Below are 12570 nucleotides of genomic sequence, written 5' to 3'. Positions count from 1 at the left end.
GATGCCTGGCTGACGCGCGACTGGTTTGCACTGGGCAGCGGCGTGGCCGGTGGGCTGATTGTCGCCGCTGGCGCGGGCGCGCTGATTGGCGAATGGCGTCGGCTGTATCGTCTGCGTCAGCGGGCGGAAGAGCGGGACGTGGGCCGTGAGCTGTTGGCCAGCCACGGCATCGGCAAAGGCCGGGCGTTCTGTGAAAAGCTTGCGCGCCAGGCGCAGCTGGATCAGGCGCATCCGGCACTGCAGCGCTGGCACGCGGCACTGCACGAAACCCATAACGACCGCGAAATTGTCACGCTGTATGCCCAGCTGGTGCAGCCGGTGCTGGACCGTCAGGCGCGGCGCGAAATCAGCCGCCACGCGGCAGAATCGACGCTGATCATTGCCGTCAGCCCGCTGGCGCTGGTGGATATGGCGTTTATCGCCTGGCGCAACCTGCGGCTGGTGAACCGCATCGCGGCCATCTACGGCATTGAACTTGGCTACTTCAGTCGCATCCGGCTGTTCCGGCTGGTATTACTGAATATGGCGTTTGCCGGGGCGTCAGAGCTGGTGCGCGAAGTCGGTATGGACTGGATGTCGCAGGATATCGCCGCCCGTCTCTCGGCGCGTGCGGCGCAGGGCATCGGTGCCGGGCTGCTCACCGCCCGGCTGGGGATCAAAGCCATGGAATTATGCCGTCCGCTGCCGTGGCTGGCGGAGGACAAACCGCGGCTCGGCGATTTCCGCCGTGAACTGGTGGGACAGCTTAAAGAATCGCTGGCCAAAAGTGGTGATAAAGCAGGTCAGGCTGCTAAATAATCTCACCTTGTCTGCCTTTCACGCTGCCGATGGCGTGAAAGGTAAAATTATCTGTGCTCAGAGTGATTTCTGGCGGGATTATTGTTGGTTGTTCCGCTACACTTCTCTTCGTCACCTGCCTCAGAGTGTCAACTTTTCATGACAGAACCCTTCTGAGGCGCTGCAAGTTAGCGTATTATCTCTAAAATCAAAACCTGACTAAGGCTCATCGCAATGCGTTTGGAAGTTTTCTGCCAGGACCGTATCGGTCTGGCGCGCGAGCTACTCGACCTGCTGGTTGCCCGTAATATTGACCTGCGCGGCATTGAAATTGCCTCGCTGGGCCGCATCTACCTCAACTTTTCTGCGCTGGAATTTGACGCATTCAGTAACCTGATGGCGGAGATTCGCCGTACACCGGGCGTGACAGATGTCCGCACCGTGTCCTTTATGCCATCTGAGCGCGAGCACCGCGCGCTGAGCGCGCTACTGGTGGCGATGCCCGAGCCGGTGTTCTCCCTCGACCTGAAAGGTAAAGTCGAACTGGCGAATCCGGCGGCGCAAAACCTGTTTAACCTCGACGAACAGAAGATCCGTAACCAGAACGCCGGCACGCTGATTGCCGGCTTTAATTTCCAGCGCTGGCTGGAGAGTGAACGTGTTGATGCGCAGGCGCAGCATGTGGTGATCCAGGGGCGTGATTTCCTCATGGAAGCGCGTCCGATCTATCTGGCGCAGGAAGATGAGCAGAACGACCAGCCGGTAGGCGCGATGATCACCCTGAAATCCACTGCACGCATGGGGCGGCAGTTGCAGAACCTCAGCGTCACCGATGACTCCGAATTTAATCACATCGTGGCGGTAACGCCGAAAATGCGTCAGGTGATCGACCAGGCGCGCAAGCTGGCGATGCACGATGCGCCGCTGCTGATTGTCGGCGACACCGGCACCGGTAAAGATATGCTGGCGCGCGCCTGCCATCTGCGTAGCGCACGCGGTAAAAAACCGTTCCTGGCGCTCAACTGCGGGTCGATCCCGGATGACGTCGCTGAGAGCGAGCTGTTTGGTCACGCGGCGGGCGCGTATCCCAACGCGCTGGAAGGGAAGAAGGGCTTCTTTGAGCAGGCGAACGGCGGCTCGGTGCTGCTGGATGAAATCGGCGAGATGTCGCCGCGCATGCAGACCAAACTGCTGCGCTTCCTGAACGATGGCACCTTCCGCCGCGTCGGCGAGGATCATGAAGTGCATGTGGATGTGCGCGTGATCTGCGCCACGCAAAAGAACCTGATTGAGCTGGTGCAGCGCGGCGAGTTCCGCGAAGACCTGTTCTATCGTCTGAATGTGCTGACGCTGAATCTGCCGCCGCTGCGCGAACGTCCGCTGGATATTCTGCCGCTTACCGAAATGTTTGTGGCGCGCTTCGCCGATGAGCAGGGACTGCCGCGCCCGCGTTTATCACCGCAGCTGACGCCGTTCCTGACGCGCTATAACTGGCCGGGCAACGTGCGCCAGTTGAAAAATGCGCTGTATCGCGCGCTCACGCAGCTGGAAGGTTATGAACTGCGTCCGCAGGATATCGTACTGCCGGAGCAGGCGCTGGATGTGTCGCTGGGCGAAGAGGCAATGGAAGGGTCGCTGGATGAAATCACCAGCCGTTTCGAGCGTTCAGTGCTGACTCGTCTCTATCTGTCGTATCCCAGCACGCGTAAACTGGCGAAACGCCTTGGGGTGTCACACACCGCGATTGCCAACAAGCTGCGCGAATATGGCCTCGGTCAGAAACGCAGCGAAGGCGAATAATCCGCGTTCTGCATGAACAAGCCGTCTGTGACAGACGGCTTTTTTATCAGCAATAGCCTTACTTCAGCGCTGCCAGTGCCGCTTCATAGTTCGGCTCTTCGGTGATTTCATTCACCAGCTCGCTGTACAGCACCTTATCGTTCTCATCCAGCACCACCACCGCGCGGGCAGTCAGGCCTTTCAGCGGGCCATCGGCAATCGCGACGCCGTAATTTTCAATAAATTCTGCACCGCGCAGTGTAGACAGCGTCACTACGTTATTGACGTTCTCGGCGCCGCAGAAGCGCGATTGCGCAAACGGCAGATCGGCAGAGATGCACAGCACCACGGTGTTGTCAGCTTCGCCAGAACGCTCGTTGAATTTGCGCACCGACGCGGCGCACACGCCGGTATCAATGCTTGGGAAAATGTTCAGAACTTTGCGTTTGCCTGCATACTGAGAAAGGGACACATCACTGAGATCTTTCGCTACCAGGTTGAACGGTTTTGCCTGCTCGCCAGCCTGCGGGAAGTGGCCGGCAACCGGCACCGGATTGCCCTGAAAGTGAACATTCTGCGACATACAATTTCCTTTTAACGATGAAAAATCTGGCGTTAACCCCACCAGAACAGGTATAGCGTTTGTTTATGACATAAATTTTAAGGGTTTACGAGCCTAATTCAACGTGGAGCTGCACCAGCACGTTATGACGTCATGGATTTGAGGAGTCAGTATGAGAACAGTGAAAAGTTATCCGGAAGCCTGGCCGCTGCACTCGCCGTTTGTGATTTCGCGCGGCAGCCGCACCGAGGCGCACGTGGTGGTGGTGGAGATTGAGCAGGATGGCCTCAAAGGGATTGGCGAGGCCACGCCCTATGCGCGCTATGGCGAAAGTGAGGCTTCGGTGCTGCAGCAGATTGCTTCACAGCTCGGTGCGTTACAAAACGGCATGACGCGGGCAGCGCTGCAACAGGCGTTGCCGGCCGGTGCCGCGCGCAACGCGATTGATTGCGCGCTGTGGGATCTGGAGCGCCAGCAGCAGCGCACCAGCCTGGCGGCGCTGTGTGAGGCGGTGCCGGCACAGGAGATCGTCACGGCGCATACCGTCAGCATCGATACGCCAGAAGCGATGGCCAGCAGCGCGCTGGCGCTGTGGCAGCACGGCGCGCGCCTGCTGAAAATTAAGCTGGATAACCATCTGATCAGCGAACGGCTGGTGGCGATCCGCAGTGCGGTGCCGGACGCCACGCTGATCGTCGATGCCAATGAATCCTGGCAGGCAGAAGGGCTGGCGGCGCGCTGCCAGTTGCTGGCGGATTTGCAGGTGGCGATGCTGGAGCAGCCGCTGCCTGCCGCGCAGGATGCGGCTCTGGCCCATTTTATCCATCCGCTACCGATCTGTGCGGATGAGAGCTGCCACACGCGCGACAGCCTGGCAGCCCTGCACGGGCGCTACGACATGGTGAATATCAAACTGGATAAAACGGGTGGGCTGACCGAAGCGCTGGCGCTGGCCACGGCCGCGCGCGCGCAGGGATTTGCCATCATGCTGGGCTGTATGTTGTGTACCTCGCGCGCCATTCGCGCCGCGCTGCCGTTAACGCCGCAGGCCACGTTTGCTGATCTCGACGGTCCGACGTGGCTGGCGGCCGATGTGGAACCGTCGCTGCACTTCTCGCACGGCGTGCTTAAGACGACGGCTGCCAGCGCAGCAGGTTGATCATCGCATCAAGATACACCTCGGTGGCTTCGTCCACCGAGATGGCCGGCATTTCGGCGGTGATGCAGGGCAGACTGAGATCGGCGCACCAGCTGCCAAACGAGCCCGGCGTGGCGTAGCCGACGCTGCTCACCACCGGCAGACCAGTTTGTTCCGCCAGCCAGCTGGCCAGCGGGCTATGGTGCGGATCGTCAATACAGGCCAGCGGTTCGTGCCAGGAGACGACCCAGCGCGGCTGGATACGATGAATCAGCTGGCACAGTGCGGCGGTTTCCGGCTCTGACGCTGGTGCGTTTCCGGTTGAGAGCAGCACATCGCGCGCGTCGGCCACGCTGTTCCAGCGATAGACGGTATCGCCCGCTTGCCAGTTGGCGGCTGGGAAGTTGCGGTTGAGATCAACACCGTTGACATTGGCGCGCAGCCCGAGCTGGCAGCCATCCGGATTGACCGCAAGAATCACATGATGACGCCGCAGCGTGTCCGGCAGCGTGCGCATGGCGGCAGAGAGCGTGGCCACCGCCGCGTTTTCATCGCCGTGGGTGCCGGCAATAATCAGTCCGCTGTCCTCGTCGGCCGCCGGTGCCGGAAACCACAGCAGCGGCGCACCCAGCACCGAATGTCCATATTGTTGCCAGACGGTGTCCAGCTTACCGCGCAGCGGGCGCGGGTGGTGTGTCGACATAACCTTCCTCTCTGTCATGCATCGCGTTCAGCCGCAAAAATTGTGAGCTGCAATCCAGCCTCAACATAACGGTAAACAGCAGACGGGGAAATAGCTATTTATCAATCAGCGATTTGCGATAAAGTGCGAAAAGTTGCTGGCGACGCATTGGTTTGGCCGTCGCCCTTTTTTCGGGTCAAGGAGTCGTGATGAAACTAACTTTCCGCACCACGCTGGCCGCGCTCATCATCAGCAGCGCTCTCTCATCCGCCTATGCCGCCAGTGTGCCAGCCGGGGCGCAACTGGCCAGCAGCCAGGAAATCGTCCGCCATATTAAAGATGAACCGGCCTCGCTTGATCCGCTCAAAGCGGTCGGTCTGCCGGAGATTCAGGTGCTGCGCGATCTGTTTGAAGGGCTGACCAACCAGGACGCGCAGGGCAAAATCGTGCCGGGCGTTGCGCAGAGCTGGAGCAGCAATGACAACAAAACCTGGCTGTTTACGCTGCGCAAAGACGCACGCTGGTCTAATGGCCAGCCGGTGACCGCACAGGATTTTGTCTATAGCTGGCAACGTCTGGTGGATCCCAAAAATAGCTCGCCTTTCGCCTGGTTTGCTGCGCTGAGCGGCATTGAGAATGCTGAAGCCATCACCAAAGGGCAGATGAGCCCGGACAAGCTGGGCGTGGTGGCGACCGATGAGACGCATCTTAAGGTGACATTGTCACGTCCGCTACCGTGGTTCCCCAGCATGGTGGCCAACGTGGCGATGTTCCCGGTGCCGCAAAAGGTCATTGCGCAAAACGGCGATGGCTGGACTGCGCCGGGTAAGCTGGTAGGCAACGGCGCTTATCAATTGCAGGAGCGCGTGGTTAACGAAAAGATTGTGCTGGTGCGTAACCCGCACTACTGGGATAACGCCCATTCGGTACTGACAAAAGTGACCTTTATTCCCATCAATGAAGAATCCAGCGCCACCAAGCGTTACCGCGCCGGGGATATCGATATCACGGAATCCTTCCCAAAAAATATGTACGGCCTGTTGAAAAAAGAGCTGCCGGGGCAGGTGTATACGCCGGATCAGCTTGGCACCTACTATTACGCGTTTAATACCCAGAAAGGGCCGACGGCGGATGTGCGGGTGCGTAAGGCGCTGTCATGGAGCATTGACCGCCGCATTATCGCGGAAAAAGTGCTGGGCACCGGCGAGAAACCGGCATGGCACTTCACACCAGACGTCACCGCCGGCTTCACGCCGCAGCAGAGCTATCTGCAGCAGCACAGCCAGCAGGAACTGAATGCGCAGGCCAAAGCCCTGCTCACCGCCGCCGGTTACGGCCCGGCTAAACCGCTGCACCTGACGCTGCTGTATAACACCTCTGAAAGTCACCAGAAGATTGCGATTGCGGTGGCCTCGATGTGGAAAAAGAATCTCGGCGTTGACGTGACATTGCAGAACCAGGAGTGGAAAACCTATATCGACAGCCGCAACAGCGGTAATTTCGATGTGATCCGCGCTTCCTGGGTGGGCGATTACAATGAGCCGTCGACCTTCCTCAGCCTGCTGACCGCCAGCCACAGCGGCAATATTTCCCGCTTCAGTAACGCGGAATATGATGCGGTGTTGAGTAAGGCCAGCAATGAAACCAGCGTGGCGGCGCGTAATGCCGATTACAACAAAGCCGAGCAGATCATCGCTGACCAGGCGCCGATTGCGCCGATCTACCAGTACACCAACGGGCGGCTGATCAAGCCATGGGTTAAGGGCTATCCCATCACCAATCCGGAAGACGTTGCCTACAGCCGGGAATTGTGGATTGAGAAACACTGACGCTGAACCGCCACGGAGGGCGGTGAACGACCCGGTTGCGCTGTCATTTTTACTCACACCCTGGTAATTGCAACTGTCCCGCGCCGCGCTAGACTGTATCGTATTGTTTTTGCTAGTGAGGCGAGTACGTGAACGTCATTGAAGGAAAAGCGCTGCAGGTGTCGGATGCGATTGTCGCCTGCCAGTTCGACGGCAAGGGTGGCGTTATCGCCATTGAAGATAAAGATGTCATCAACTGCGAGCGTCACTGCTGGCTACACCTGAACTATACCCAGCGGCAAAGCGCCGACTGGTTGCAGCACACGCCGCTTATTCCTGATGCGGTGCGGGATGCGCTGGCCGGTGACAGCATGCGACCGCGCGTGACGCGTCTCGGTGACGGCTTTATGATCGTGCTGCGCAGCGTGAATCATAATGCCGATTCGCGCCCGGACCAGCTGGTGGCGATGCGGGTATTTATCAATGACAAGCTGATTGTTTCTACCCGCCGTCGCAAAGTGTATGCCATCGATGAAGTGCTGACCGATCTGCAAAACGGCAACGGCCCGGTGGACGGCGGCAGCTGGCTGGTGGACGTCTGCGATGCGCTCACCGATCACGCCAGCGAATTCATTGAAGAGATGCACGATAAAATTATCGCGCTGGAAGATGCGCTGATGGACCAGCAGGTCCCGGCGCGCGGTGAACTGGCGCTGCTGCGCAAACAGCTGATCGTGATGCGCCGCTATATGGCGCCGCAGCGTGATGTCTATGCGCGGCTGGCAAGCGAGAAACTGCCGTGGATGAGCGACGACGATCGCCGCCGCATGCAGGATGTTGCGGACCGGCTGGGGCGCGGGCTGGATGACCTCAATGCGGGTGTGGCGCGTACCGGTATTCTGGCGGATGAAGTGGCCTCGCTGCTGGCGGAATCCATGAACCGGCGCACTTACACCATGTCGCTGATGGCGATGATTTTCCTGCCCGCCACGTTTCTCACCGGGCTGTTTGGCGTCAATCTCGGTGGCATTCCCGGTGGCAGCTGGCCGCACGGCTTTACCATGTTCTGCGGGTTGTTACTGGTGATGGTGCTGGGGGTCGCGCTGTGGCTGAAACGCCGCAACTGGCTGTGATGTTACTACGGCGTTATCTGCAGGTCATGAACGGGTAATTGTGGCGGTGCAGGGGAGAAAAGCGGAAAAAACCTGATCGACATCAATAAGCGCATAGCCCAACCGGGGCAAACTCTCTCCCGCAGGTGAATGCAACGTCAAGCGATGGGCGTTGCGCTCCATATTGTCTTACTTCCTTTTTTTGAATTACTGCATAGCACATTTGATTCGTACGACGCCGGCTTATCCGCCGGCTTTTTTTTTGCCGTTTGGCTTGCTGCCGCATCCTTTCCTATGCTTAACAGACATTCAGCGAACAGGAGAACGGCATGCGCATGATTCACGCCAGCGAACCTATCCCGACCGATCCGCCACCGATTCCCGAACCCGTGCCGCAACCGCAGCCGATCCCCGAGCCTGAGCCGCCGCACGATCCTGAATTTCCGCCGATTAGCGATCCTCCACCGCACCGCTAATAAAAAAGGCGCGTTGCCGGAGCGACGCGCCTTTATGCTGCAAAGTCACCGCGTTATTTAATTTCCAGCACGTCGAGGCGAGCGCTCAGGTCCGGCTGATCGTCCTCGTCAGCCTGCCAGCCGACTGGCTGCGCTGGCAGCGATTCGCGATCGAAACCAATGTCCCCGCCGTCAACCACCGCATCACCATGCTTAATGCCTTTGAAATCAAACAGATTAATATCAGCCATATGTGATGGCACGATGTTCTGCATGGCGCTGAACATGGTTTCAATGCGGCCCGGATAGCGCTTGTCCCAGTCACGCAGCATATCGGCAACCACCTGGCGCTGCAGGTTCGGCTGTGAACCACACAGGTTGCACGGAATGATAGGGTACTGGCGCGCTTCGGCAAACCGCACGATATCTTTTTCGCGGCAGTAGGCCAGCGGGCGGATTACGATATGTTTACCGTCGTCGCTCATCAGTTTTGGCGGCATGCCTTTCATCTTGCCGCCGTAAAACATGTTGAGGAATAGCGTCTGCAGGATGTCATCGCGGTGGTGACCTAAGGCAATCTTAGTGCAGCCCAGTTCAGTGGCGGTACGGTAAAGAATACCGCGACGCAGGCGTGAACAGAGCGAGCAGGTGGTTTTGCCCTCCGGTATTTTTTCTTTAACGATGGAGTAAGTGTCTTCGTTGACGATCTGGTACTCCACGCCCAGCGTGTCGAGGTAAGCCGGCAGCACGTGTGCCGGGAATCCCGGCTGTTTCTGGTCAAGATTCACCGCCACCAGCGAAAAGTTGACCGGCGCGCTCTGCTGCAGGTTACGCAGAATTTCCAGCATGGTGTAGCTGTCTTTACCGCCGGACAGGCACACCATGATGCGATCGCCTTCCTCAATCATGTTGAAATCCGCAATCGCTTCACCGACGTTACGGCGCAGGCGCTTCTGCAGTTTGTTCAGGTTGTACTGCTCTTTTTTATTAACTTCTTGATGTTCAGACATGAATTTCGGTCTCGGTGATCGCTGGTCAGCTGCGGATGTCGCGTTGATGCGGCCCTGGTCAGGCCTGCATTAACCGTGTCCGCGCACGCTGCGGGTCGCTGCGCTGGCCTTTATGGGTGCCGGCTGACCGCAGTCAGCAGGAAAAGTCTGTGGCGTATGGTACGGATTACAGCGCCAAATTCCAGCACGATTTATGGGTTTGCCGGTGATGCGCTCTGTGCGCCGCGCGATCGCGGTCAGAGACCTGTTGCGCTATTCACAATTTTTAGTTTGTCGCGGATTTGGCAAGCGGTACACTGCCTGCTTCCCCAGGGAGGAATAAGCGATGAAAAATGTTGTGTTAAGCATGCTGGCGAAGATTTCACAAATTGATGCCACCACCAAGCAGTTGACCGCGCGCGTTGAGGCTCAGTCGCTGCTGATCGGTGCGCTGGTACTGGCCGTCAGTAAGAAAGGCGGCGTCACTGAAGTTATTGAAAGCGCCAACAAAGCCATCAACATGGTGATTGAGTCAGCCGAGGCTGACGATATGCTTAAGTCGGACGCCGCTATTTTGCTGAGCGAGTTTCAGGATCTGTTGACGATTTCGCGTGCGGTTGACAGCGCCGATGATGTCATCAACCAGCAGGCGCTGGAAGGTATTACCGGTGTGAGCAGCGCCAGCGATGACGATAAAAAGGACCCGTTCTAATCGCGCAGCGCCGCAGTCGGCTACCATTGCGCACATTTTGCCAGCGGTAACTGCATATTTATTGATCTGGGTAAAGATTTCTTCTCACTGCGCTGACAGGATGGATTCAGCGCTTTTTTTAGTTTTTAAAGGTGAGGAGAGGACAATGCAAACGTACGATATGGTGTTTGAGGAGGCATGCCGGCTGGTGGGGCAATGCTATCTGGAACTGGCGCAGCGCGGTGCCGCTACCGAAAAAGAGGTGCTGGCCAGCGAGTTGCGTAACCTGCAACTGCGTTATCGGGAATTAACCGGCGCGCCTAACCGCGCCGTTGAAATGGCGATTGGACAACTCAAACCCTGCTAACCCAGCCGCCCGGCCTTCAGCGCCGGGCTTTTTATCTTCCATCGACCGCAGCGATTAACCCGCCAGCGCCAGCGCAGTCAAACCATTTCCAGCGACTGCACTCCTTTGATTTCCATCACTTTGTCATAAATGCTGTGCATAGGAAATCTGCGTGACAATGTCACCTCAACGCTCAGCTCGCACAGGCCGCTCTCTTCGTTACGATTGACTACAGCGATGTGGCCATAGCGCAAATTTTCGCGCTGCAGTACCAGCAACACCAGCGGTACGCTTTTGGCTTTGAGATGGACGATGAGGGTGTGATGGCGGCCAATCAGCCAGTGGCTGATACGGCGGAACGTTTCCAGTACCATCAGCGCCAGCACCGTGCCGTAAATACCGATTTCGTACATGCCGCTACCGATCACCAGGCCAATCGCGGCGGTCACCCACAGGCCAGCGGCGGTCGTCAGGCCTTTCACAATCTGCTTTTGTATGATGATGGTGCCAGCGCCAAGGAAGCCCATGCCGCTGACCACCTGCGCCGCAATACGGCTGGGATCCAGCGCCACATGGTCGTTAGTCAGCATATCGGCAAAGCCATATTTTGACACCAGCATGAACATGGCGCTGCCAATGCCGACCAGAATGTGAGTACGCAGGCCCGCTTCTTTAGCGCGCATCTGGCGCTCCAGGCCAATCAGTCCGCCCAGTATTCCGGCTAACGCGATGCGGATGAGCATATCGGCTAACATCCTTCCTCCTTATTGATTGATGTTTCGTATGAACAGGCAGAGAAAAGAGGCAAAACGCTGCAATCAGGATAATTCTGCTTGCCAACGACGATATTAAATTTTGTAAAAAGCTGTGTCGCCTATCGATCGCGCACCGCTGCTGACATATGCTGGTGCGACTTTTCCGCTCACACTCCCGGAGCCCGACCGATGAAAGCCGCAACTTTACTGCTGGCCGGCGCAGCGCTGTTACTCTCTGCCTGCAGCAGCAACAGCGACAATGAACCGCCGCAACAGGCCACCGCCGCGCACGTGCAGCCGCACGTCGTGATGTCGTCCATGGCAGAAGCCAACTGCAACAGCGCAGGTGGCACGCTGGCGTTCTCGCGTCAGTTAGACGGTTCACGCATCGGGATGTGTCAGCTGGCTAACGGTCGTCGCTGCGACGAACAGGCGCTGATCGGCGGTGCCTGCGCCCGCTAACGCAGGCGCAGAGCGTTACGCCTTCACCTGATTTGCACAGGTTTCCCCGCGTGACAGCTGCTGTAAATTACTGAGCGTGGTTTCTGAAATCGCCGTCAGCGCTTCGGCGGTGAGAAAGGCCTGATGGCCGGTAAACAGCACGTTGTGGCAGGCCGACAGGCGGCGGAACACGTCGTCCTGAATCACGTCATTCGACTTGTCTTCAAAAAACAGATCGCGTTCGTTCTCATACACGTCCATGCCGAGCGAGCCGATTTTCTGCTGTTTCAGCGCCTCAATCGCCGCCTGTGAATCAATCAGCCCACCGCGGCTGGTATTGATAATCATCACGCCATCTTTCATCTGGCTGAACGCCTGTGCGTTGAGCAGATGATGGTTTTCCGGCGTCAGCGGACAGTGCAGGGTGATGACATCGGACTCCGCCAGCAGCGTTTTCAAATCAACATACTCCGTCCCGAGCGCCAGCGCGGCGTCACTGGGGTACGGATCGTACGCCAGCAGACGCATGCCAAAACCTTTCAGGATGCGCATCGTCGCCACACCAATCTTGCCGGTGCCGACCACGCCAGCGGTTTTGTTATGCATGTTGAAACCGGTCAGGCCGTCCAGCGAGAAGTTGGCATCGCGCGTGCGCTGGTAAGCGCGGTGAATGCGGCGGTTGAGCGTCATCATCAGGCCTACCGCGTGTTCCGCCACCGCTTCCGGCGAATAGGCGGGCACGCGTACCACCTGCAGTCCCAGCGCGGCGGCTGCGTCGAGGTCGACGTTATTGAAACCGGCACAGCGCAGCGCGATATATTTCACGCCCAGCGCCGCCAGCTCCTCCAGCACCGCTTTGCTGCCGTCATCGTTAACGAAGATACAGACCGCATCACAGCCAGCGGCGTTTTTCGCCGTGGTTTCGCTCAGCAGGAAGTCAAAAAACTGCAGCTCAAATCCGTAGCCTTCGTTAACGTGCTCGAGGTATTTCTGGTCGTAATGCTTGGTGCTGTAAACCGCAACTTTCATTGTTTC

Annotated in this window: 14 protein-coding genes; 9 read left to right on the top strand and 5 right to left on the bottom strand. The window is 58.0% G+C overall.

The annotated features are described in order from the left end of the window. Both ERD80_RS10240 and tyrR read left to right on the top strand, forming a co-directional pair. Positions 1 to 798 (top strand): TIGR01620 family protein (locus ERD80_RS10240; protein ID WP_136546804.1); only part of this gene is annotated, 798 nt, incomplete at its 5' end. Between the two features lie 213 nt (positions 799 to 1011). Further along, on the top strand, positions 1012 to 2577 hold the full coding sequence (gene tyrR, locus ERD80_RS10235) for a transcriptional regulator TyrR (RefSeq protein ID WP_136546802.1): 1566 nt from the start codon (positions 1012 to 1014) through the stop codon (positions 2575 to 2577). 58 nt (positions 2578 to 2635) lie between these two features. Here the strand turns inward: tyrR and tpx are convergent, their stop codons facing one another. Beyond that, the gene (gene tpx, locus ERD80_RS10230) at positions 2636 to 3139 is read right to left on the bottom strand and encodes a thiol peroxidase (RefSeq protein ID WP_058780606.1); all 504 of its coding nucleotides are present in this window, start codon (positions 3137 to 3139) and stop codon (positions 2636 to 2638) included. Positions 3140 to 3290: 151 nt separating this feature from the next. On the opposite strand from tpx, the gene ycjG reads away from it, so the two are divergent. Continuing rightward, entirely contained in the window at positions 3291 to 4277 is a 987-nt protein-coding gene (gene ycjG, locus ERD80_RS10225; protein WP_021506131.1) for an L-Ala-D/L-Glu epimerase, read from the top strand. On the opposite strand, the gene mpaA is transcribed toward ycjG, so the two are convergent. After that, positions 4246 to 4959, bottom strand: coding sequence for a murein tripeptide amidase MpaA (mpaA, locus tag ERD80_RS10220; protein WP_136546800.1), 714 nt, complete (start codon positions 4957 to 4959; stop codon positions 4246 to 4248). The genes ycjG and mpaA overlap by 32 nt on opposite strands. A 188-nt stretch (positions 4960 to 5147) precedes the next feature. Between mpaA and ERD80_RS10215 the strand changes: the two genes are divergently transcribed. The 3 genes from ERD80_RS10215 (at position 5148) to ERD80_RS22465 (ending at position 8334) form a co-directional block, all read left to right on the top strand. Next, positions 5148 to 6767, top strand: a complete 1620-nt coding sequence (locus ERD80_RS10215; protein WP_125308790.1) for a peptide ABC transporter substrate-binding protein — start codon at positions 5148 to 5150, stop codon at positions 6765 to 6767. A gap of 128 nt (positions 6768 to 6895) precedes the next feature. Continuing rightward, a complete protein-coding gene (zntB, locus tag ERD80_RS10210) occupies positions 6896 to 7879 on the top strand; it encodes a zinc transporter ZntB (protein WP_021506128.1) in 984 nt (327 codons plus the stop codon). A gap of 308 nt (positions 7880 to 8187) precedes the next feature. Next, entirely contained in the window at positions 8188 to 8334 is a 147-nt protein-coding gene (locus ERD80_RS22465; protein WP_021506127.1) for a hypothetical protein, read from the top strand. A gap of 53 nt (positions 8335 to 8387) precedes the next feature. Here ERD80_RS22465 and ttcA read toward each other — a convergent pair whose 3' ends face one another. Then, on the bottom strand, positions 8388 to 9323 hold the full coding sequence (gene ttcA / locus ERD80_RS10205; RefSeq protein ID WP_021506126.1) for a tRNA 2-thiocytidine(32) synthetase TtcA: 936 nt from the start codon (positions 9321 to 9323) through the stop codon (positions 8388 to 8390). Positions 9324 to 9648: 325 nt separating this feature from the next. Between ttcA and iraP the strand changes: the two genes are divergently transcribed. Further along, positions 9649 to 10014 carry an anti-adapter protein IraP gene (gene iraP, locus ERD80_RS10200; RefSeq protein ID WP_136546798.1) on the top strand — a complete coding sequence of 122 codons (366 nt, stop codon included), beginning with the start codon at positions 9649 to 9651 and terminating at the stop codon, positions 10012 to 10014. A 145-nt stretch (positions 10015 to 10159) separates the two neighbouring features. Further along, entirely contained in the window at positions 10160 to 10360 is a 201-nt protein-coding gene (locus ERD80_RS10195; protein WP_010618426.1) for a DUF2767 family protein, read from the top strand. 77 nt (positions 10361 to 10437) lie between these two features. Here ERD80_RS10195 and ERD80_RS10190 read toward each other — a convergent pair whose 3' ends face one another. Continuing rightward, entirely contained in the window at positions 10438 to 11094 is a 657-nt protein-coding gene (locus ERD80_RS10190; protein WP_136546796.1) for an MgtC/SapB family protein, read from the bottom strand. A 189-nt stretch (positions 11095 to 11283) separates the two neighbouring features. Between ERD80_RS10190 and ERD80_RS10185 the strand changes: the two genes are divergently transcribed. Continuing rightward, positions 11284 to 11556, top strand: coding sequence for a DUF333 domain-containing protein (locus tag ERD80_RS10185; protein WP_021506124.1), 273 nt, complete (start codon positions 11284 to 11286; stop codon positions 11554 to 11556). A gap of 15 nt (positions 11557 to 11571) precedes the next feature. Here the strand turns inward: ERD80_RS10185 and ERD80_RS10180 are convergent, their stop codons facing one another. Next, positions 11572 to 12564: a 2-hydroxyacid dehydrogenase gene (locus ERD80_RS10180; RefSeq protein ID WP_136546794.1), complete on the bottom strand. Its 993-nt coding sequence runs from the start codon at positions 12562 to 12564 to the stop codon at positions 11572 to 11574. Positions 12565 to 12570: the final 6 nt, after the last annotated feature.

The sequence above is a fragment of the Pantoea sp. R102 genome, from assembly GCF_004916815.1.
GTDB classification, from domain to species: Bacteria; Pseudomonadota; Gammaproteobacteria; order Enterobacterales; family Enterobacteriaceae; genus Pantoea; species Pantoea dispersa.
The sequence above is the reverse complement of the archived record's forward strand: the minus strand, read 5'-3'. Positions and strand labels throughout refer to the sequence as shown.